Source organism: Mesorhizobium sp. M1A.F.Ca.IN.022.06.1.1, from assembly GCF_003952605.1.
GTDB lineage: Bacteria > Pseudomonadota > Alphaproteobacteria > Rhizobiales > Rhizobiaceae > Mesorhizobium.
The window spans coordinates 2176764-2196003 of sequence record NZ_CP034455.1 but is presented as its reverse complement, the minus strand read 5'-3'; the positions used below and the strand labels follow the sequence as shown (position 1 = coordinate 2196003).

Annotated in this window: 23 protein-coding genes and 1 pseudogene; 15 read left to right on the top strand and 9 right to left on the bottom strand. The window is 59.5% G+C overall.

Annotation, left to right across the window (positions count from 1 at the left end):
* Positions 1-44: 44 nt before the first annotated feature.
* The 3 genes and pseudogenes from EJ078_RS10430 to EJ078_RS10420 form a co-directional block, all read right to left on the bottom strand.
* Complete coding sequence (locus EJ078_RS10430; RefSeq protein WP_126095612.1) at positions 45-1157, bottom strand: TlpA disulfide reductase family protein; 1113 nt, start codon at positions 1155-1157, stop codon at positions 45-47.
* Between the two features lie 293 nt (positions 1158-1450).
* Positions 1451-1723: pseudogene (locus EJ078_RS10425) on the bottom strand (pyridoxal-phosphate dependent enzyme); the annotation flags it as partial.
* An 8-nt stretch (positions 1724-1731) separates the two neighbouring features.
* Positions 1732-1989, bottom strand: coding sequence for a hypothetical protein (locus EJ078_RS10420; RefSeq protein WP_127240680.1), 258 nt, complete (start codon positions 1987-1989; stop codon positions 1732-1734).
* Positions 1990-2600: 611 nt separating this feature from the next.
* Between EJ078_RS10420 and EJ078_RS10415 the strand changes: the two genes are divergently transcribed.
* From EJ078_RS10415 to EJ078_RS30845, 7 genes are all read left to right on the top strand, one after another.
* A complete protein-coding gene (locus tag EJ078_RS10415) occupies positions 2601-3530 on the top strand; it encodes a TauD/TfdA family dioxygenase (RefSeq protein ID WP_128164789.1) in 930 nt (309 codons plus the stop codon).
* A gap of 880 nt (positions 3531-4410) precedes the next feature.
* Positions 4411-4617, top strand: a complete 207-nt coding sequence (locus tag EJ078_RS10410) for a hypothetical protein (RefSeq protein ID WP_091600627.1) — start codon at positions 4411-4413, stop codon at positions 4615-4617.
* A gap of 650 nt (positions 4618-5267) precedes the next feature.
* Positions 5268-5729, top strand: a complete 462-nt coding sequence (locus tag EJ078_RS30380) for a multicopper oxidase domain-containing protein (RefSeq protein WP_245459184.1) — start codon at positions 5268-5270, stop codon at positions 5727-5729.
* A gap of 260 nt (positions 5730-5989) precedes the next feature.
* On the top strand, positions 5990-6286 hold the full coding sequence (locus tag EJ078_RS30375; RefSeq protein WP_236473614.1) for a hypothetical protein: 297 nt from the start codon (positions 5990-5992) through the stop codon (positions 6284-6286).
* A gap of 69 nt (positions 6287-6355) precedes the next feature.
* Positions 6356-6838 (top strand): multicopper oxidase domain-containing protein, encoded by a 483-nt coding sequence (locus EJ078_RS30370; RefSeq protein ID WP_245459180.1) that lies wholly within the window; start codon positions 6356-6358, stop codon positions 6836-6838.
* Entirely contained in the window at positions 6835-7059 is a 225-nt protein-coding gene (locus EJ078_RS30365) for a DUF411 domain-containing protein (protein WP_236372580.1), read from the top strand. The genes EJ078_RS30370 and EJ078_RS30365 overlap by 4 nt, the downstream gene beginning before the upstream one ends.
* A 40-nt stretch (positions 7060-7099) precedes the next feature.
* On the top strand, positions 7100-7882 hold the full coding sequence (locus EJ078_RS30845) for a redoxin domain-containing protein (protein ID WP_244529185.1): 783 nt from the start codon (positions 7100-7102) through the stop codon (positions 7880-7882).
* A gap of 250 nt (positions 7883-8132) precedes the next feature.
* On the opposite strand, the gene EJ078_RS10385 is transcribed toward EJ078_RS30845, so the two are convergent.
* The 3 genes from EJ078_RS10385 to EJ078_RS30355 form a co-directional block, all read right to left on the bottom strand.
* Entirely contained in the window at positions 8133-8549 is a 417-nt protein-coding gene (locus EJ078_RS10385) for a hypothetical protein (protein ID WP_063169404.1), read from the bottom strand.
* A gap of 1058 nt (positions 8550-9607) precedes the next feature.
* The gene (locus EJ078_RS30700) at positions 9608-9736 is read right to left on the bottom strand and encodes a hypothetical protein (RefSeq protein WP_259980032.1); all 129 of its coding nucleotides are present in this window, start codon (positions 9734-9736) and stop codon (positions 9608-9610) included.
* A gap of 93 nt (positions 9737-9829) precedes the next feature.
* Positions 9830-10243, bottom strand: a complete 414-nt coding sequence (locus EJ078_RS30355; protein WP_236372576.1) for a hypothetical protein — start codon at positions 10241-10243, stop codon at positions 9830-9832.
* A 201-nt stretch (positions 10244-10444) separates the two neighbouring features.
* Between EJ078_RS30355 and EJ078_RS30350 the strand changes: the two genes are divergently transcribed.
* On the top strand, positions 10445-10693 hold the full coding sequence (locus tag EJ078_RS30350; protein WP_236372574.1) for a tyrosine-type recombinase/integrase: 249 nt from the start codon (positions 10445-10447) through the stop codon (positions 10691-10693).
* A gap of 46 nt (positions 10694-10739) precedes the next feature.
* Here EJ078_RS30350 and tnpB read toward each other — a convergent pair whose 3' ends face one another.
* Genes tnpB through EJ078_RS10365 form a run of 3 tightly spaced genes read right to left on the bottom strand, consistent with a single transcriptional unit; the run spans position 10740 to position 11668 of the window.
* Positions 10740-10895, bottom strand: coding sequence for an IS66 family insertion sequence element accessory protein TnpB (gene tnpB / locus EJ078_RS30695; protein ID WP_084831567.1), 156 nt, complete (start codon positions 10893-10895; stop codon positions 10740-10742).
* Positions 10892-11140: a transposase gene (locus EJ078_RS30340; RefSeq protein ID WP_236473611.1), complete on the bottom strand. Its 249-nt coding sequence runs from the start codon at positions 11138-11140 to the stop codon at positions 10892-10894. Before EJ078_RS30340 ends, tnpB begins: the two co-directional genes overlap by 4 nt.
* A 54-nt stretch (positions 11141-11194) precedes the next feature.
* Complete coding sequence (locus EJ078_RS10365) at positions 11195-11668, bottom strand: transposase (protein ID WP_091600632.1); 474 nt, start codon at positions 11666-11668, stop codon at positions 11195-11197.
* Between the two features lie 409 nt (positions 11669-12077).
* Between EJ078_RS10365 and EJ078_RS10360 the strand changes: the two genes are divergently transcribed.
* The 7 genes from EJ078_RS10360 to nodI all read left to right on the top strand — a co-directional run bounded on the left by EJ078_RS10360 (position 12078) and on the right by nodI (position 19238).
* The gene (locus EJ078_RS10360; RefSeq protein ID WP_091600633.1) at positions 12078-12353 is read left to right on the top strand and encodes a hypothetical protein; all 276 of its coding nucleotides are present in this window, start codon (positions 12078-12080) and stop codon (positions 12351-12353) included.
* 777 nt (positions 12354-13130) lie between these two features.
* The gene (locus EJ078_RS10355) at positions 13131-13412 is read left to right on the top strand and encodes an acyl carrier protein (protein ID WP_029356603.1); all 282 of its coding nucleotides are present in this window, start codon (positions 13131-13133) and stop codon (positions 13410-13412) included.
* Positions 13413-14621 carry a beta-ketoacyl-[acyl-carrier-protein] synthase family protein gene (locus EJ078_RS10350; RefSeq protein ID WP_128234969.1) on the top strand — a complete coding sequence of 403 codons (1209 nt, stop codon included), beginning with the start codon at positions 13413-13415 and terminating at the stop codon, positions 14619-14621.
* An 853-nt stretch (positions 14622-15474) separates the two neighbouring features.
* The gene (locus EJ078_RS10345) at positions 15475-16065 is read left to right on the top strand and encodes a NodA family N-acyltransferase (RefSeq protein WP_128165790.1); all 591 of its coding nucleotides are present in this window, start codon (positions 15475-15477) and stop codon (positions 16063-16065) included.
* On the top strand, positions 16062-16721 hold the full coding sequence (gene nodB / locus EJ078_RS10340; protein ID WP_091600617.1) for a chitooligosaccharide deacetylase NodB: 660 nt from the start codon (positions 16062-16064) through the stop codon (positions 16719-16721). Before EJ078_RS10345 ends, nodB begins: the two co-directional genes overlap by 4 nt.
* A 15-nt stretch (positions 16722-16736) precedes the next feature.
* Positions 16737-18062: a chitooligosaccharide synthase NodC gene (gene nodC, locus EJ078_RS10335; RefSeq protein ID WP_091600618.1), complete on the top strand. Its 1326-nt coding sequence runs from the start codon at positions 16737-16739 to the stop codon at positions 18060-18062.
* A 261-nt stretch (positions 18063-18323) separates the two neighbouring features.
* Positions 18324-19238, top strand: coding sequence for a nodulation factor ABC transporter ATP-binding protein NodI (nodI, locus tag EJ078_RS10330; protein WP_128165791.1), 915 nt, complete (start codon positions 18324-18326; stop codon positions 19236-19238).
* Positions 19239-19240: the final 2 nt, after the last annotated feature.

Below are 19240 nucleotides of genomic sequence, written 5' to 3'. Positions count from 1 at the left end.
GTAAGCCATTCGCCCCTCTTTGGTTTCCTCCTTGGCCGCCCCTTTCACCTTTTGGGAGAATCCTCTTGCGGAGCCACACAGAGAGCGCCGTAACAAACCTTCTCACCCTTGTAGTTGGCCAGAGCCTGCAGCAACTCGGGTAGAAGGTGCTGTTTCAGGTCGTCCGAGATAGGCTCCGGACCCTCCAGCGCTTTCAGTGTCTGCTCGACCAACTCGATGGCGCGATCTTTGTTGCCGCTCTCATGATAGTACTGAGCGACCACCGGATAAGACAGGAACTTAGAGCCGCCGCCTTGCGGCAGTGCCACGATGTGTTTGGACAGCTCTTCGCCCATCGCGAAGCGCTCAGCAGACGGAAAGCCGGAATAATCAAAGCCCGGCGCGAAGAGTTGGTATAGCGCCCAATACATCCATCCCTCGGACTTTCTGTCGATCGCGTCGCGAACGAATTGGCGCATTACGGGCAAGCCGGCCTGCATGTCGCGCATTCTGTGAAGCAACAGATTGACATGACTCACGCGGAAGTTGAGTTTGTCCGGTATCAATGCGAGGCCTTCTTCAATCGCCGAGAGCGCCGTCTTCCAATCCTCGGCCTCCATTGCCGGCCGAAGTTTGTCGTATATGGGCTTGGTCAGCGCTTGTTCGCGCGCTATGGTTTCGCCTTCCGCAATCCGCTCCGTATCGGCGGATTTTGCCTGATCGCTGATGCGCCAGCTGCCGTTAAGCACCTTCGGCAAAACCTCATCGAGTTGCGTCGGATGACCGATAAAGGCGATGTGGCCGTCTCGGTCGACCACGAACGAGGTCGGGACCCCGTAAGAAAAGCTGGGCTCCATCCAAAGCTTGTCCATTTCGCCTGTGGAGTCGAATGCGATCCGATAGTTCAGATTCGGGAATTTTTCGGTCAACCAAGCGTCCAACGTGCTTCGGGCCTCGTCGGCCGTTGGAGCGTCTTCAGAAGCCGCAACTCCGACGATCTCAACGCCGTTGTCCTTGTATTTCTCCTGCAGCTGGATCAGATGGGGCATCCCGTCCACACATGGGCCGCACCAAGTTGCCCAAAATTCGACTATGCACACTTTGCCGGGCTCAAAGCTGGTGAGGGGCTCGCCACGCAGCCAGTTCTCGACTTTAATCGAAGGAGCCGGGGACTCCATCTGCAATACCACGTTGCGGTCCAAAGCTATTTCCAAAGGTTTCTGCACGAGCTGGTTTCCTCTCAGAGACGGCACACGGGTTCAGGGAGGAGCGGATCGCTCGTCTTGCCCCATTGAGTGCAGTCACAGTCACTCAGTCTCAAAAACCATGCCAACGCGCTCAGCGCGCAGTTAGCGCCCATTGCTTCGAAAAACCTCGACAGTGCCCAGATGTTGGTTGTAATGAACCTGACATTTGTCTGACGCTGTCAGCTTTTGGACACGCGATCACGCGCTTCGTGCCGCCAGAAGGTCAGGCCGAGCCCTGTGTTGCCAGCGGTCGCTTCGATGATTGTACCGCCCCGCGCGAGCTGGCCACGCTGTTCGGCATTAACGATCATCGACAACGCAATGCGATCCTTGATCGATCCGCCGGGATTCTGGCTTTCGAGCTTGACGAAGAGACGACACCTGCCGGTATCGAAGCTCTTCAGTTCGACGACCGGCGTCTCCCCAATCAGATCGAGCACTGACGCAAATGGCGGACGCAGGCGAGAGGACGCCTTTGTCGACGGTCGGCGGAACATCTCGAGGCTCATGCGGCTGCGGTCTCCAGAATGTCGGCATAGTGCCGTTGCGCAGCATCGGGATGCGAGCGCAGTCGGCTCTTCAGCAGTTGCGGAACAGTGGATTGTCGGGGTCGCTGGCGGGGGACCCGCTTCGGCAGCCGTTCAGGCGGCAGGTCAAGAAACCGTATGTCGGCATCAAGCAGCGCGCCGAAGAAGAAGGGAATCGAAACAGTGCCCTTCGAAAGACCCAGGGCAACGGAAATCATTGCATCGGGCGAGTTCATGCGCCTGAAGCAGCGCTGCCTGCAACTGCTTCATAGCGACAGGCGGGCGAGACTCTAGCGAGGCTTTCGCCGCTTGGTTGATTGAGGCTCTCGACGAAGCCACTAAGATTCGGCGGCCGATAATAGCTTGCTGCTCATTGGGACGTCGACCAACGCCGGGATTGAGAAAGGCAACCCTGCCCCACAAGGCGGGTGTCACACGTGCGGTGCGTCCGCTCGTCACGCCGGATGGTTTTTGAGACCTGGGTTCACGGCTAATCAGATGCACCCCTGTCGTCGTTTCGGTGCAGGCCGCCAGGGGGGCGTGTTGCAGCAGCTTGCAATTAGTTTCGCCAGTACGGGGCGTGCGAGCACGGGGCTGCACAATGAGATCATATGCCGGCGTGGGGACCAAGGTGTGGCGCAGCCTTAGAGAACTCAACACCGAGACCGGAGCAACGGAGACTGCTCTTTCGTCGAGCCAGTTTAAATTAGAACATTCTTTCTATAGTTTACGTCAATTATCCTGTTCGATAGCTCTGTCGACTAGCGATGAGACTTTTCAACGCAGCGCGGACATCCGCTGGCCGGATGTGACTTGCTATCCCTTTCAAGATCAAACAGGAGAACCCATGAGCAATCCAGTCCTTGTCAACCGGACCATTCTTGACTCCGACGTTGTACCGCTGACCAGCCGTGTCGGAGCTGAAATCAGAGGCGTTCGCCTTGGCGGAGACCTTTCGGACGCAGCGATAGCAGCCATCAACCAGCTTCTTCTAAAACACAAGGTGATCTTCTTCCGCGGCCAGGAGCACCTCGACGATGCGGAGCAGGAATTGTTCGCGCGGCGTCTGGGTAACCTTGTACCTCATCCCACGCAGGGGCCGGCAGCCGGCACGGCCTCAATCCTCAATCTCGATTCCGGCCGTGGCGGTGGCAGGGCAGACCATTGGCATACCGATGTGACTTTCGTCGATGCCTATCCGAAATTCTCGGTCCTACGTGGCGTCGTCATTCCGGCGGCGGGGGGCGACACGATCTGGTCTAACACGCACGCCGCGTACGAGAATCTGCCGGCGCCGCTCAAAATATTGGCGGACAATCTGTGGGCTATTCATAGCAATGCCTACGACTACGCAGCCGTGCGCCCGCGCGCCACAGCCGAAGAGAAGAGGCACTTCGAGGAAGTCTTCACATCGACGATCTACGAGACCGAGCATCCGGTCGTGCGCGTCCATCCCGAAACCGGGGAGAAGTCGCTGCTGCTCGGCAATTTCGTGCAGCGCCTCGTCGGCCTTTCCAAGAGCGATTCCGCCAAACTCTACGAGGTGTTCCAGTCCTACGTCACTGCCCCGGAAAATACCGTGCGGTGGCGCTGGCAAGTAAGCGACGTCGCTATCTGGGACAACCGTGCTACCCAGCATTATGCGGTCAACGACTATGGCGACCAGCACCGGGTTGTGCGTCGCGCTACGGTTGACGGTGACGTTCCGATCGGCGTCGACGGTCGCCGCAGTATAACCCGTGTCAAGGCAGCCAAGCCGGCGGCGAAGGCAGCCTGACCGTCTGAACAGGGTAAAGATGAAAACTTCGTATCGCCGCGGCCATATCGCGCTGCTTAACCGCCCCACAAAGCCTTATGATTTCCGAGAAGCAAGGCGAGTTGCGGGCTCGAGGCTTGGCCCGAAATCGAGGTCCTGCAGCGTGGCGCATGGCTCGAGTCGCTGCTCGTGGCCCCGCTGCAGCGGTACAGGTCCCCCACCGCCCCACCATCTCGCCCGCCCTGCACCTCGGATAGCGATCATTCACCGTTTGTTCATTATGATAGCGCACGATCATAACTGGACATGCTGGTAGCTCGTACATGCCTGAAGGCCCTGCGCGCCGACCCAGCGCCGGGGCCTTTTTACTTCCGCAAAATCGATTCCAGCAACGCGGGCACTTCGAAGGATGTCGCAATCCCGCGCTTGCGATGATACGCCGTACAGCGAATTGCGCGAGTCAAACGAATTTGGGTTCCTCAAATATAGAATCGTCGATACCGATCCTGATGGATCGAGCCTCGACGACGAAGTCAACCATCTTCAAACGGAATTATTCAACATTGCCGAGAGCTCCCGGTGTGCCGTCGAAGCCGACATTCGGGAGGTCAGCGGTCACCAACGATCATGGTGATCGCCAGCATCTTTCGTATTCACATGACCGTCGGCCTGGTACTTTCCCGAGGCCATGACATGAGTGGGTCTTCCAAGCACCGATTTGGCCCGGTAGGATTTGCAGGGGGCGCGGACAAGCGGATGAACAAACGGAATGATGCTGGAAAACTGCGCGCCTGCTGGGATTTAGCCGACCGTCGATAGGAACATAGCCCTGGTCGACGGCTTTCTGAAGGGCAAGAGTTTCGCCGACCTGGCTCAGGAACATGGCTTGTCGACAACGAGGGTGCGCCAAATCATCGAGAAGGCCGATCGGCTCGTGGGCGGCGGCATTCAGACCAAGACTGAAACGTCCAACGCCTCGCCTCGATCCGATTTCATGGTCGACTATCCCTATGTGTGCAAATTGGCCGAGAAGCACCGGCTGGGTAGCGTCACGCCGCATCATTCTTTGCGGAGCTGGAGCGCGCGGGATCGCCGGAGCGGCTGGTGAAAGCGGTTGCCGGGGCGCACGCCAACAACAACACGTGAGCTGGCGCCTCGTGTGGCAAAAGGAGAGGGCGAGAGCCCATGGCCTGCAATGAAGCGATCAAGCATTGCGATCGTGGAACCAAGCTGCCCAGTCGACCATCCGGACCGCGGCCTTCAATGCCAGCTCGCCTTGGAATCGGCCTTCCAGGAATTGGCTGAGCGCGCAGCGGAATCCGGCTGGACCGAGGAGATAGCCACGCGCTCCTCGAACTCGCCGGCGCGCGCCTCAGGAGCGACTCCGCCAATGACGAGACTGAGAGGACGATTAATCGTGCCAGGGCAACGAGAGAGCGGCAGGTTCAAGAAGCTTCGCCTGACCCGATAGGAACGTCGCTGCGCCAATAAAATTGGCGGTGAAGGCTGACCGCGGCCGAGTCGGGCAAGCGAGCGAAGTGCTGAAATAAGGGCGTGAGAATCCAAGACATCGTTTGTAGAGAGCATCGAGCTTCGCGAAATTGTGGTACAGGATCGACCGCAGGTGTTCTCGGAGCGCTCGCAGAACCCGGGATTCTTCCGCGGCACCCGCCAAGGCGAAGAACGGTCAGAGTTGCACGATAACGCTTAAAAGCGAGCCTTCCTCCGAAAGTCTGCGCGCGCAGTTTCCACGGTCCGATGCGCTTTCATAGCTATTCCAATCGCCGCGCCCATTCTCTCCCGGATCAGGTCCAGCGGGTCTGCAGTGCATGCGCCCCCAAAGTGGACGCCATTGGGCCGGGTGAACCGGGCTCGATTGCGCGCCGAAGGCCCGTTCCAGGCCCGGAAATCCGGGTCCGTCAGGGCGAGCGCGTGCGGGTCGAGGTAGAGAACGGCCTTGCCGAGAAAACGACCGTGCACTGGCATCGCGTGCGTGTGCCACATGCCATGGATGGCGTGCCTCACCTCACGCAGAAGCCGATTGGAGCGGGCGAGCGCTTCGTCTACGAGTTCGACGCCGTCGACGTCGGCATCTGCTGGTATCACCCGCACCAGCGGAGCTTCGAACAGGTCGGGCGCGGACTTTATGGTCCGCTGATCATCGAGGAACCGAAGGCGGTGCGGGCCGATCGCGAGGTGACCTGGATGCTCGGTGACTGAGGGCTGACGAAATCTGGCGCAATCAGCGAGGATTTCGGCAACCGGCACGACATTCACCACAATGGCCGCGTCGGCAACACGGTTACCATCAATGGCCGCGTGCCGGATACCTTTGCGGTCAGAAAGGGCGAGCGCATCCGGCTGCGGCTGATCAACGCCGCCAATGCACGCATCTTCAGTCCCGACTTCACGGGTTTTCAGGCCGGCCGTCATCGCGCTCGACGGCCAGCCGGTGACGCCACACGCGCCGGAGGCGGGTGGTGCTGGGTCCCGCAATGCGCACCGATCTGATCCTCGACATGACGGGCAAGCCGGGCAGCCGGCTTTCGATCTTCGACCAGTTCTACGAGGGGCTGGAATATGAGCTCGTCGATCTTGTTTATTCCGACACTCCGCTTAGGGCACGTGTGCCTGATTGGCCGCTGACCCTGCCGACCATTCCGCTGCCGGAGCCGGACCTCGATACAGCGTCCCGCAACGAAGTCGTCTTCACCGGCGGCATGATGGGCGAGATGGTGGCGCAGGACATGGGTGAAAGCATGGGTCCGGGCGCATGATGCAGGACGATGAATTCCGGCACCGCCTGGTTCATCAACGGCGTCGCCGCCGACGAGGCCAATCACGACATGAAGCCGGGGCTGACGCTCTTGCGGAATAACAGCCACGTCATCGCCACGACCAACGCAACCGCGTGGCATGATCCGATCCATCTGCACGGCCATTCCTTCCGGGTGATTTCCCGCAACGGCCAGCCCACCCCACGTCGCGAATGGCAGGACACGGCGCTGGTTTCGCCGCGCGAGAAGGTCGAGATCGCCTTCGTCGCCGACAATCCCGGCAATTGGATGTTCCACTGCCACGTTCTCGAACACCAGGCGGCCGGTCGCCTGACCAGTCCACAAGCCGAAGGAGAAGCAAAAATGTCCAATACCCTGATAGCTCTTGTCCTCGCCTCGATCCTGTCAGGCGCCGCTCCGGCGTTCGCCGGCGAAAGGACGTCACGCTCTACAAGAACCCGCAATGCGGCTGCTGCGAAGGTTATGCCGGCTATTTGCAGGAAACGGCTTCGCTGTCACCGTCAAGGCCGACGCACGACCTTTTCGCCATGAGCCGCGAAGAGGGCATTCCGCCGGAAGCCGATGGCTGCCTTCTCTCGTTCATCGACGGCTATGTGGTGAGCGGCCATGTGCCGGTCGGCACGGTCAACAAGCTCTTGACCGAGCGGCCCGACATCAAAGGGCATGACGCTGCCCGGCATGCCGATGGGCTCCCCCGGCATGAGTGGCACGAAGGAAGCGCCCTTCGAGATTCTCGAAATCCGGAAGTCTGACGGGACCGGCGGCGTCTACGCCACGGAATAGGAGGCTTCGATGATGGAATGCATGAGCGGCATGATGATGTTCGGCATGGGCCTGGTGTGGCTGCTTGTCGTCGTCGTGCTCGTCCTCGGGACGGCCGCGCTGATCAAGTACCTGTTCTCCAGCGGCGGCAAAGGAGAAGGGCGTCGGTCCTCTTATCGATGCGTGGCCGCGGCAGGCCTCGGATTGGTCTGGACATTGCCTTGGCTCGCCAACCGGATGGCCGGTGGCGGCGCCCCGGCCGCGGCGATAGCGCTAGGCAAGACGGTTTTAGCCAGGCGAAGGTCAGCGCGATTGGAAAGCCCGCTGCCTTCGGGACGCATGCCGGCGCCGGGACCGGCCGCGGTCGTCGGCGGCGGCTACCAGAGCGACATGCCGGGCTTCGGGAATGTCCTCACCGACGAGGAGATCCGGGCCGTTCTGGCCTTCATCAAAAGCACATGGCCCGAGCGGGAACGCGCCTATCAGGCAGATGAGCCGCCGGGAGCGGGAGCAGACACAGTGAGACCAATCCTAGCCGCGGAGCCCTCGAACGCCCCCAACCGGAATGCATTGTCCATGAAAGCGAAACCGTCGCTTGCGATTCAATTTCTGGCGCTGATCCTCGCGACCTCCGCGCTGGCCCACCATCCGGGCGCCGATCTCGACAAGATGAGGGACAGCGCGGAGAGGTTCTTCCAGGCGATCGACGAGCAGGCCGCGCCGCCTTTCGAACTGGCCGACGCGGACGGAAGGGCCGTCCGCCTTTCCGATTTCTCCGACAAGATCGTGGTGCTCTACTTCATGACGAGGTAACCTTGGAAGAAGAAGGCGACGGCCACTGGCGGCAGGATGGCAAGCACGCTGGCCGCAAAAAGCGGCCCATACTCATAGAAGCGGGCCGGTTCTGTCGCAAATCGTGCTTTTGGCCACAACTGGACGCTTTCGCGCGCTTATGGACCAGCTCACATGTCCAACAACGCAAGCAGATGACAGGGCTCGACGTGCCCCGGGGTGGCGCCCTACTTCCACGCTCGCACTGTCACACTCCCGCCGAAAGGCGGGTTTAGTGAGTTATGGCAGTGACTGTGCCACCAGTCCAAACGTCGAGTTTCGCGGCAACTTCGACGCTTTCCTTAGCTGACTTGCCCAAAACCAGCGCGGCCAAAGCATACTGCTTGCCGCTCCCGATGGCATAATATTCACCTTTCACGGGATCACTTGGCAGCCAATTGCCGTCCAACAATACGGCTTCCCCATTTTTGCGCACTATCAGCGCCTCAAATTCAAAATTGTCGTCGTTGCGCGGCACAGGAATATCAGAAACATCCATGCCCTTCTCAACCCAGTCTCGAACGGCCTTTGGAATACCCAAGGACGAAGAGGAAACGCCGATGAGTGTGCCGTCGCATAAGCGAAACACCTTCGTTTTCTCACCGACGGATACTGAGTCAAAACCCAAGGCTCGGCCGTCGCCAGCCATGGTTCCGTTCCTGTAAGCTATTGTTGTCATTGGCACCCTTCTATCGCTACATCAAACTTCAGGACCTTGCGCATGTCCCCTGTGTCAAGGTCACTGACCGACGGCCTATTTGCCTGATACACGATACAGGCTGCGCTCCTTGAGTTCGCGCACGGGTGGCCGTCATCTTGCCGCCTTCGCGCAATGCCTTGAACAGGCCGAGTCTGTCCCCCAGCGGGAATGACAACCACCTCCATGTCGTTGAAAAGCAGGAAATCCGTCACTTTGCCTCGTCGGTAACGGGCGGAGCCGGAGCGGTCGTCACCGGGCAAGCGCGGTCGCAGTAGGTATCCTGGGCAGCCCGTCAGACATGGATGGCTCCGGTTGTGGTGACGGGGAGGGCGATAAGCAAGTTCGGGCCAAGTGATTGTTCCGCGGCTGTATGTTTTGGTGAGGTGATCATGCGACTTCTTGTTGGTCGGTCACGTGTTTGCGGATAACCAGCATGCGCTGTGCCAAATGAGAAAACCATTTAAAGTCAATCCAGCAGATCTGACTGTATTCCGACATTGTCGGAAATTGGACATCGCCGAACGCGAGCGCTCGGGGCTTGTGATGATACTTGGGCGTGCTGCTTCGGAGGAGGGATGCGCCTCGTACCGGCCGCGAAGCCTTCCTGCATTTAAGGCGCCAGATCAATTGAACGCGCATACCAGTCAGCCGTCCCGTCGTTTAGTCCAAATGGCGATCCATCTCAGCGCGCTCACGCCATCCACCTTTCTGCGCGACCCAAGCTAAACACGCTCGGCGATGATTAGGATACCTACTACATCTGGACCCGCCCGGACCCGCCCGGCCTTGCTCGCCTGCGAGACTTGAGGCGTTCGTCGATCGGATAGAGGTTTCGATTCAGGAGACGTGCTTCGTGATGCGGCCATGATAGGCCGGTCCCTCACCGACTGCCGCACGCTCGGAAGAAGCCAAGGTAGGCGACAAGCCTCTGTGGATCGCTGAAGCGCCGAATGTTGCCGATTGCCGCGGCAACGTTCGCACCCACGGTGACGTCGGAGGCAACGTCATCAGGCGACGGATTGTCGGATCCTAGTGGGCACCACCGCGATATCCGCCTCGACCACCGTCAACGCCTCGTTGATCTGATTGATCAAGCCGAGGTGGCACTCGATGGCGGCGCGCTCAAGGAGCAGCATGAGTTAACACCTACTCCTAGCGCCGCTCCTGGAGTCCTATTTCCGCCGGCGCCTGACGAAGCAGCGCAATGCGACTCCCGCGACCGTGGCCAGCTATCGCGATGCCTTGCGCATGCTGATCCTCTTTGCCGCCGCCCGATTGCGGAAGAAGCCGGGGGCGTTGGCGCTCGAAGAGCTGATCGAGATCTCGTTCTCGCTTTTCTCGACGAACTCGAGGAGAAGCGGAACAATTCCGTCACCACGCGCAACGCCCGCTTGGCCGCGATCCGATCTTTCTTCCGCCACGTCGCTGCCGCCGACCCGGCATCCTTCGGCGTCGCCCAACGCGTGCTGACGATTCCCATTAAACGGACGCACATTGACGTGACGTACCACCTCACCACGGCCGAAGTGGACACCCTCATCGCGGCGCCAGATCCAAAGACGCCCCGTGGTCGGCGCGACCGAGCCTTTCTGCTCTTTCTTGGCACGAACCGGCGCCCGGGCCTCCGAAGCCACCGGCGTCAACGCAAACGACCTTCAGTTGGAGCGGCCGCACCCACAAGTGCTGCTGCGCGGCAAAGGGCGTAGAGACCGCGTCGTCCCCATTGCTAAGGACCCGGCTGCGGGCGCTGACATCCTTGTTGAGCGAGCGCGGGATCGCCCATCACGAGCCGCGACCGATATTCCTCGGCGCCCGCAACGAGCGCCGGGCCTACCAGACCGGCTTTGGCCGACAAGCCCATATCGCCGCACATCTTCCGGCACTCCCTCGCCATGAAGCTTCTCCAGTCCGGCGTGGACCTTTTGACGATCCAAGCCTGGCTCGGGCATGCACGGGTCGCCACGACCCACCGCTATGCCACAGCGGATGTAGAGATGATGCGCAATGGACTCGAGAAGGCGGGCGTCACCGGCGATCACGGCGTGCGTTTCCGACCAAATGACTCCGTTCTGCAACTGCTGAACTCCATCTGAATGTTTATGTGGCGGAGGCAAGCTGGGTTTGGCCGGTCCGAAGGGGTCAGGGCGGCTCCGCCACATAATCTCGCCCGACGCATAAATGCGGATCCCGGCCCAATGTCTCCTGAACCTGCAGAGCGAGACGCTGCATTCCGCGACGCATATCGGTCCGGCCCACCGCCAACCAGATCCGCACCTGGCTCGGGACCGGGATCATGAAACGCCCCGCGCCTTCACCATCGCCGCTGCCAGTGTTGGCGGCGTGGTCAGTGGAATCCGCAGCCGCACCTTGCCGGCGACGTCCAGCTCGATCACCACTGGCGGCGGGAGCGGCTGGGCGCGTTCGTCAAGAACGTCTTCAGTTGCCGGCTGCCCGGTCTCAGGTCGAAACAGCTCGTTGCGCCAGTATCGGCTGCTGGGCGCGACGCTGTTCGCTGTGTCACAGGAAGAAAGGAAGGTCACCTTGGAGCTCAGGTCAGCCGCCCCTCGGGCTTTTTGCCTATGGCGGCAAAGGGCTCAAGCAAGCCCGAGCTTTTTCCTGAGCTCGGCGTTTTCTTTCCGGAGCCGGTCAGCGAGGAGCTTCTTCAGACGGGCGTTCTCTTCTTCAAGCTTCACAAGATCCTTGAGCTCATCGCTCTGTGTTGTCTGCCCAGCAGCCCTTTTCCAGTGATAGTACGTCTGTTCCGATATTCCAGCGTTCTGAACGGCTGCCTTGATACTCTCTCCCCGTCCGATCTGCTTCTCGATCTCGCCGAGCTTCTGGGCACGCTCGTTCTCAGAGTAATTTCTCCGCGCTGCCCGGACTGTAGGCGAAGCGATCGCTTTAGATGAAGACGCCTGAAGAGCCGAGCTGGCGGCTCTGGTTCGTATAGCACCTGCGCGCTGCGCGGTCCGCTTCCGCGTCTTCGGCGCCTTTGTATCGGGTGTCTGTTCCTTCACGGGCACCTCGCCTGCTGCCTGGGTTGCCTCAGTTTCCTTAAGGTTGGACATCAGAAACTCCCTGCGATTTCAAACATCTATTCTAGCACGCAGCATCTAGAACTTATGGGCTTTGTCAACTGCGGCCACAAAACCGTGCTCGCCAATGTCGCCGTCCGACGCGTTAACATGATGCCAGTAACTGCGGCAATGCAATCGGTTCGCAATCCGCAACAAAGAGTATCGGCTGGATGTGCACGACGCCCCAGTCTCTGAAACAGCGTAGCCGCCCGGTAAGAGCCGCTTTCAGTCTGCCTTAGAAACAAGGTGGTCGGTCGCCACTCCCGCGCATACTATCCGTCTACTCTTGCTCCTCGCACGGCGCCAGGTCCTCGTCATCGATGCCGGGCAGCGTCGCAGCGGCTAAGCCAGCCACTCGCATTGCTCCCTGACAGGATGGTGCCGATCCTGCTGAGATCGCATGCTGGCGCGACGTTGCTTTGCGGCCACCGTCGCGCCTGCCCGTGAACTGTTCGCGCCTGTGCTCATGCTCGCCTTGACACCCTCGATGGGTCCATCCGGGATGGTCAACCATCCGGAACATAGCGGGCAGGCGGGCATCTTCACCAGCAGTCTCTGTGTCGCTCTCGTGGCGGCAAACAAGATCGAGGCTGGCGGGGTGATGATCAACGGTCCTCGAACCATCGATTTTGATCGCGGTGGCCGTTCAGTGTGTTCAAACACGAGGCGCCGTTAGACGGCACCGCAGCATCATAGCGAAGTGCCATGCAGGACGACTCCCTGCAGCATCGTCTCGCGCAGCCAAACACTTGCCGGATCACTGTTGTGAACGGCCGGACGTTTGACGGCCTGTGACGCGAAAAGGCAGCGGAAGATCTAGCATTTATGGGGGAAATGTTTTTTCGGAGTGCTTCACCCGCAGGAAGGGCATGACTGCCTATCGCCCGACCCGGCAAGGCCGCACTCATGACCGGCTGGGCTCGGATCCTGCATGCCGCGCCCGTGAGGTTACTTGTCGGAAGTGCGTCGAGCACAACGACGAGATGTAGTTCACGATCTTTGAAACGCGTGGTCAACTATCCAAAGTGTGGATGCCTTTCATCGAAACAAACGATTTCATCAATGTTGTGGAATCCTGCATGGGCAGAAGCACCTGACGCACACCGATGCCCCACTGCCTCATGGCGTGGCGAGCGTCTTAAGAACTGCCCGAAAGGAGAACTTTCATGCGCTCTACCGGGCAGTGGAGTGCTGGGAAAGGGAGTTGCAACTGACCGGCCATGTCAACTGTCCGACTTCTTCCGAGCCTATGGACAGACTGGGAGACGCGCACGGTGTAGCGGCTCACATCGTCATACTGCACCTACGCCACACACCGGCCGGACCTGATCCGGCTTTATGAGCATTGGGCTTTGTCAGTTGCCCAAGCGTGATGGCTTTCGCGACGCGGCGCGCCTCAGGAACTGAGTCGCGGGTCCGGGTCGAAACGCGGGAAAGAAAGACAGGAAACAGAATGGCCGATCAATTCGCAACGGACGTCATTGCCCTGATCAAGAAACGCGCCGAGTCGGAGAGCGGTGAGGGAATGCCTGCGTCATTCGTCGGCGAGATAACAATCGCCACGGAACTGGACGCGCTCGGGTTCGATTCGCTGGGTTTGGCGGACGTCCTCTGGGATGTGGAACAGGCCTACGGCATCAAGATCGATATGAACACGGCCGATGCCTGGTCCAATCTCAAGAATGTCGGCGACGTCGTGGAAGCCGTCCGCGGCTTGCTTGCGAAGGAGGCTTGAATGGACAGGCGCGTCGTCATCACCGGAGTGGGCGGCCTGTGCGGACTGGGCACCGACGCCGCCTCTATGTGGAAAGAGATGCGCGAAGGCCGCTCCGCCATCGGCCCGCTCGCCAATTCCGAGCTTCATGACCTGGAGGGCATGACGGGCGCTGAGATCAAGGCGCTGCCCGAGCACGACATCAACCGGGGGCATCTCATCTCCATGGACCGCTTCAGCTTGCTCGCCGTGCTTGCAGCGCGCGAAGCCATGCGGCAGGCCGGACTTTCCTGCGACGAAGGGAATGCCCATCGCTTCGGCGCGACAGTGGGCGTCGGATTTACCGGTTCATACGCAACAGAACAAACTTACCGCTCACTGCTTTTGGGTAGCGCAATCCGTGCTGAACTCTTCACTGGAGTAAAGGTGATGCCCAGCGCCGCTTCCGTCCATCTTAGCTTGAGCCTCGGCTTGCGCGGGCCGGTGTTCGGGGTGACCTCCGCATGTGCCTCGGCCAACCATGCGATCGCCTCGGCGGTGGATCAGATCAAGCTGGGCCGGGCCGACGTAATGGTTTCCGGGGGCAGCGACGCACCCTTCGCATGGGGCGTGCTGAAAGCATGGGAAGCAATGCGCGTGCTTTCACCCGATACCTGCCGGCCCTTCTCCGCCGATAGGAAGGGCCTGGTGCTGGGCGAGGGTGCGGGCATGGCCGTGCTGGAAAGCTACGAGCATGCCACGAGGCGTGGTGCCACAATTCTTGCCGAGATCGCCGGCGTCGGCCTTTCCGCCGATGCCTTCCACATCGCCGCGCCATCTGTCGAGGGGCCAGCGTCGGCGATGCGCGCCTGCCTTGCCGATGCCGGGCTGAATGCCGAGGACGTCGACTACCTCAACGCGCACGGCACCGGTACCAAGAGCAATGATCAGACTGAAACGGCGGCGATCAAGCGTGTGTTTGGAAACCACGCTTATTCGATGTCCATCTCTTCCACCAAGTCCACGCACGCGCATTGCCTCGGCGCAGCGAGCGCGCTTGAAATGATCGCCTGCGTGATGGCAATCCAAGAGGACGTCGTGCCGCCGACCGCCAACTATCGCGAGCCAGATCCCGCTTGCGACCTCGACATCACGCCCAATGTGCCGCGCGAGCGCAAGGTGCGCGTCGCCATGAGCAACGCCTTCGCCATGGGCGGCACGAACGCAGTTCTGGCATTCAGGCAGGTGTAGAAGCCATGCAAGACGCCTCATTTGAGGTCACCTGTCGTATCTAGCTGCTTGCCGGACCACTATGTGAAGCGAGCGCTATTGGCTGCCTCTGCGATGCGGGAATTGGCAGCGGACGTCTCACGATCAAACAGGCATCTGCTTGTAGAATTCTTTTAATCGTGAAGCGGCGCGAGTGCGCTATCCGTTGAGGTGAGCAAGGCCGGCGCCCTGGGTAAGCTCTGGTGTCGGGTGGTGGAAAGTACAGGGGGAGCTGTGTGGCCACCTCTTTCTCGGCCTCGACGATGTGCGAAGGAGCCTGTGCGGCGAACGGGCCGACGCCCCAGGCTCAGAACCTGGGCGAACCTAACTCCCGCCAAAGGACAGCCCAGAGCTGGATACACGAAAAAGATACTGAACCCGCGAATCAGATTCTGATCAATCGTCGTGTCTGAGCTCCGCTCGGCTCTTACGGAGATAATCGCGCGGCCCGGCAACGGCCGCGCGTGCCGCGGGCGTGAGCTTTGCGCTTCGTCAGAAGTGCCTCGAGCGTGACGACGATAATTGACCAGCCATATGGAACGCATTCGCCCAGTTATCCAAAGCGTGGATACCTTTCATCTAAACAAAGGATTTTACCGTTTTTGCTGCAGGTCCCATAGAAGCGCTTCAAGTTGGAAAGATAGGTAGTTCCGATGGTTGCGTTGGATCCGAGGAGCATCATCTGGTGTGCGGGGCGTACAAAGTCAGTCGCATCTGCATTGCGGCTTGGTCTTTCGGCGGTCTCCACAAGTTACGCCCCGTTGGCGCGACGCCAATTATTTAACCAATGCTTGGACATTTATCTCAATCAGACAGCTACAAGGTGAGGTCTTCCATGCGCCCGAATGTCGAGTGGAAGTTGTGCTGGGAAAATGAGTTGCAACTGTCCGACCATGTCGAACTCTCCGACTTTTTTCGAAAGACCTATGGACGGACTGGCGCCTTCAACGCGGAGCCATTCGAAGGCGGCCGCAGTTGGGCCGGCGCGAGGCCGGAATTCCGCGCAATCGGCTACGACGCGCATGGGGTAGCGGCTCACATCGGCATGCTGCGGCGCTTCATCAAAGTTGGCGAGGTCGACTTGATCGTCGCTGAATTGGGCCTGTACGCGGTTCGTCCGGATCTTGAAGGGCTCGGAATCGGTTTTTCGATGCGCGTGGCGTACCCAGTGCTCCATCAGTTGGGTGTTCCATTCGCTTTCGGCACGGTTCGGCACGCGCTGCGAAACCATGTCGAAAGATTCTGCAGAGCCGGCCTCGCGAACATTGTGTCGGGCGTTCGCGTACGGTCGACCCGTCCAGACGTGCATCCCGACCTGCCGCCCACGCGCCTGGAAGACGTACTCGTGTTGGTTTCGCCGATCGGACGCTCGATGGACGAGTGGCCGTCCGGTACCCTGATCGACCGGAACGGTCCGGAACTATGAAGCCTCTGGACTACATATGCGAAGGGCAGAGTGACAATGCCGATGGCATTGCAGAGCGCAGCGTCTATCTGACGTTTGACGACGGTCCCAATTCATTTTTCACACCGCAGATACTCAATGTGCTGGCGCAACATCAGGTGCCGGCGACCTTCTTCGTTGTTGGGGCCTACGCGGCCGACGAGCCGGAACTCGTTCGCCGAATTATTACAGACGGGCACGGTATAGCCAACCACACGATGACTCATCCGGACCTGGCTAAATGCGGGCCCGTCGAAGTCGACCGCCAGATAGTTGAGGCAAACAGAGTCATAGGGATGGCTTGCCCGCAGGCCATGGTTCGGTACTTTCGTGCACCGTATGGCATCTGGACCGAAGAAGTAATCGCTGCATCAGCGGGTGCGGCATTGGCGCCCGTCCATTGGTCCATTGATCCACGCGACTGGTCTCGCCCCGGCGTTGACGCCATCGTCGACAGAGTGCTCGCCGATATCCGGCCGGGCGCAATCGTGCTGTTGCACGACGGGTGCGCTCCCGACGAATTGCAACCAGGCAATCAAGCCAGTCTGCGCGACCAGACGGTGACAGCGTTGTCACGCCTAATTCCAGAATTGCACGGCCGCGGATTTGTAATCCGATCACTTCCTCAACATCCCTGAACAAACAGAGATCCTATGGACCTTCTCACCACAGCCAGTACTGTTGCCGTTTCGTCTTATGCGGTGCTCTCGACTGTTTACAGAGGCATGCAAGCGGTCTACTCCCAACCGGAAAATGTTACGCCGCCGTCGGAAAGCTTGTTCGGGTCCGACCGTTGGCCGAGCGTGGATGTCATCATCCCCTGCTACAATGAGGACCCGCGCACACTCGCGGCGTGTTTAGCTTCCATCGCAATTCAAGATTACGCCGGAACATTTCAGGTCTATCTGGTTGACGACGGTTCTGGAAATCGTAATGCCGTCATCCCGGTACATCACGCCTACGAGGGCGACCCGAGATTCAATTTCATTCTGCTCCGCGAGAATGTTGGCAAACGCAAGGCGCAGATCGCCGCCATCCGCCGCTCATCTGGAGATTTCGTGCTCAGCGTCGACTCTGACACGACACTTGCGTCCGACGTGATCACGAAGCTTGCAGTAAAAATGCGGGATCCCATGGTCGGAGCGGCCATGGGCCAGCTGACGGCATACAACCGCAGCGACACTTGGTTGACCCGATTGATCGATATGGAATACTGGCTGGCTTGCAATGAGGAGCGCGCGGCGCAAGGTCGCTTTGGTGCGGTCATGTGCTGCTGCGGCCCATGTGCAATGTACCGCCGGTCTTGTCTCCTTTCTCTGCTGGATCAATACGAGACGCAGCTGTTCAGGGGGAAACCAAGCGACTTCGGTGAAGACCGTCATCTTACGATCCTCATGCTGAAAGCAGGCTTTCGAACCGAGTACGTTCCAGGTGCCGTCGCGGCGACAGTCGTTCCGGACAAGATGGGACCTTATTTGCGCCAACAACTCCGCTGGGCACGGAGCACTTTCCGGGACACGATGCTTGCGCGAGGTCTACTGCGTGGCCTGGATCGCTATCTAACTTTGGATGTGATGGGAGAGAATCTCGGCCCATTGTTGCTCGGCATCGCGGTAGTAACGGCGCTCGGTGAGCTACTATTTTCACATACAGTAAATTGGTGGACGGTGCTGGCTATTGTCACCATGACCATAATCAGATCTACGGTGTTATCTTTCCGCACTCGGCAGCTTCGATTCATCGGCTATTCAATGCACGCGTTAATCAGGATATTCCTGTTGATCCCCTTGAAGGCTTACGCCCTGTGTACATTGAGCAATAGCGATTGGCTGTCGCGTAAAAGTGTTCCCCTGCCCAACAGAAGCACAAAGGAAATCACAAGCGCGACGCCGCTTGCCGGAGCAAATGCTGCGGGCAATTCTGGAATTGCGGAGTCACTTCATACTGCAGATCTTTCGCTCACAGCTGGTGAAGTCTGACGGCCTTGCAGCGCCGGGTGACCGAGTAAGTTGTGTCAGTCGACACGTGGTGAAGCTTGTCGAGTTACCTATGGTCAGAACGGGAACTATCTGGAAGCGACACGTGGCATCTTGACGTTAATTCTTTGGCGGAAGCGATACACGCGTCGCTCCGGCCGCGACTTTCCAAAGGTGCCATCTCAAGGCGGTGGCCTGCTCTGAACCAGATTCGTAAGTAAGCTGCCGGTGGCCAATCGGACTCATTCCGCTTGAGATAGACGCATGTCCAATGTAGCAATCGACCTTACCGGCGTAACCAAATTATTCGGAAACAAGCTCGTTGTGGACGGGCTGTCCTTCACCGTTGCATCGGGAGAGTGCTTCGGTCTGCTGGGGCCGAACGGCGCAGGCAAGAGCACGATTGCGCGTATGCTCCTCGGTATGACCCGGCCTGACGCGGGTGATATAACAGTCCTCGGTCTACCAGTGCCGGCACGCAGCCGCTTGGCCCGCAAGGGCATAGGCGTGGTCCCGCAGTTCGACAATCTCGACCTGGAATTTACGGTACGTGAGAACCTGTTGGTGTTCGGGCGCTACTTCGGCATGAGAACAAGTGAGATCAACGCCGTCATCCCACGGCTCCTCGAGTTCGCTCGCCTTGAGAGCAAGGCGGATTCACGTGTCGGCCTGCTATCCGGCGGGATGAAGCGGCGCCTGACGCTGGCACGTGCTCTGATCAACGACCCCCAGTTGCTTGTGATGGATGAGCCCACGACCGGCCTCGACCCGCATGCCCGCCATCTGATCTGGGAGCGACTTCGTTTCCTGCTGGCGAGCGGAAAAACGATCATTTTGACCACCCATTTCATGGAAGAGGCTGAGCGGCTTTGTGATCGGCTGTGTGTTCTCGAGCGGGGACGCAAGATCGCCGAGGGCAGTCCTCATGCGCTGATCGACGAGTACATTGGGTGCAACGTGATCGAGATCTTCGGCGGCAATCCACAGGAGCTGATTTCGCTGATCAGGCCGTACGTTCAGCGTATCGAGGTAAGCGGCGAGACGCTCTTTTGCTATGCGCCTGATCCGGAGGATGTGCGCATCCAGCTTCGCGGTCGAGCGGGTCTGCGTATTCTGGAGCGTCCACCCAGTCTGGAGGACGTTTTCTTGCGGCTAACCGGACGTGAGATGGAGAAGTGAGC

Coding starts and splice junctions, on each gene's coding strand:
- EJ078_RS30370 (WP_245459180.1), top strand. CDS start 6,356: ATGAAGCCGGGGCTGACGCTCTTGCGGAATAACAGCCACGTCATCGCC.
- EJ078_RS10365 (WP_091600632.1), bottom strand. CDS start 11,668: ATGTCCAACCTTAAGGAAACTGAGGCAACCCAGGCAGCAGGCGAGGTG.
- EJ078_RS10385 (WP_063169404.1), bottom strand. CDS start 8,549: ATGGCTGGCGACGGCCGAGCCTTGGGTTTTGACTCAGTATCCGTCGGT.
- EJ078_RS10430 (WP_126095612.1), bottom strand. CDS start 1,157: ATGGAGTCCCCGGCTCCTTCGATTAAAGTCGAGAACTGGCTGCGTGGC.
- EJ078_RS10345 (WP_128165790.1), top strand. CDS start 15,475: ATGCGCCCGAATGTCGAGTGGAAGTTGTGCTGGGAAAATGAGTTGCAA.
- EJ078_RS30365 (WP_236372580.1), top strand. CDS start 6,835: ATGAGCCGCGAAGAGGGCATTCCGCCGGAAGCCGATGGCTGCCTTCTC.
- EJ078_RS30700 (WP_259980032.1), bottom strand. CDS start 9,736: ATGCTGCTCCTTGAGCGCGCCGCCATCGAGTGCCACCTCGGCTTGATC.
- EJ078_RS10360 (WP_091600633.1), top strand. CDS start 12,078: ATGCTGGCGCGACGTTGCTTTGCGGCCACCGTCGCGCCTGCCCGTGAA.
- EJ078_RS10355 (WP_029356603.1), top strand. CDS start 13,131: ATGGCCGATCAATTCGCAACGGACGTCATTGCCCTGATCAAGAAACGC.
- nodB (WP_091600617.1), top strand. CDS start 16,062: ATGAAGCCTCTGGACTACATATGCGAAGGGCAGAGTGACAATGCCGAT.
- nodC (WP_091600618.1), top strand. CDS start 16,737: ATGGACCTTCTCACCACAGCCAGTACTGTTGCCGTTTCGTCTTATGCG.
- nodI (WP_128165791.1), top strand. CDS start 18,324: ATGTCCAATGTAGCAATCGACCTTACCGGCGTAACCAAATTATTCGGA.
- EJ078_RS30845 (WP_244529185.1), top strand. CDS start 7,100: ATGATGGAATGCATGAGCGGCATGATGATGTTCGGCATGGGCCTGGTG.
- EJ078_RS10420 (WP_127240680.1), bottom strand. CDS start 1,989: ATGAACTCGCCCGATGCAATGATTTCCGTTGCCCTGGGTCTTTCGAAG.
- EJ078_RS10415 (WP_128164789.1), top strand. CDS start 2,601: ATGAGCAATCCAGTCCTTGTCAACCGGACCATTCTTGACTCCGACGTT.
- EJ078_RS30380 (WP_245459184.1), top strand. CDS start 5,268: ATGCGCTTTCATAGCTATTCCAATCGCCGCGCCCATTCTCTCCCGGAT.
- tnpB (WP_084831567.1), bottom strand. CDS start 10,895: ATGATCCCGGTCCCGAGCCAGGTGCGGATCTGGTTGGCGGTGGGCCGG.
- EJ078_RS10350 (WP_128234969.1), top strand. CDS start 13,413: ATGGACAGGCGCGTCGTCATCACCGGAGTGGGCGGCCTGTGCGGACTG.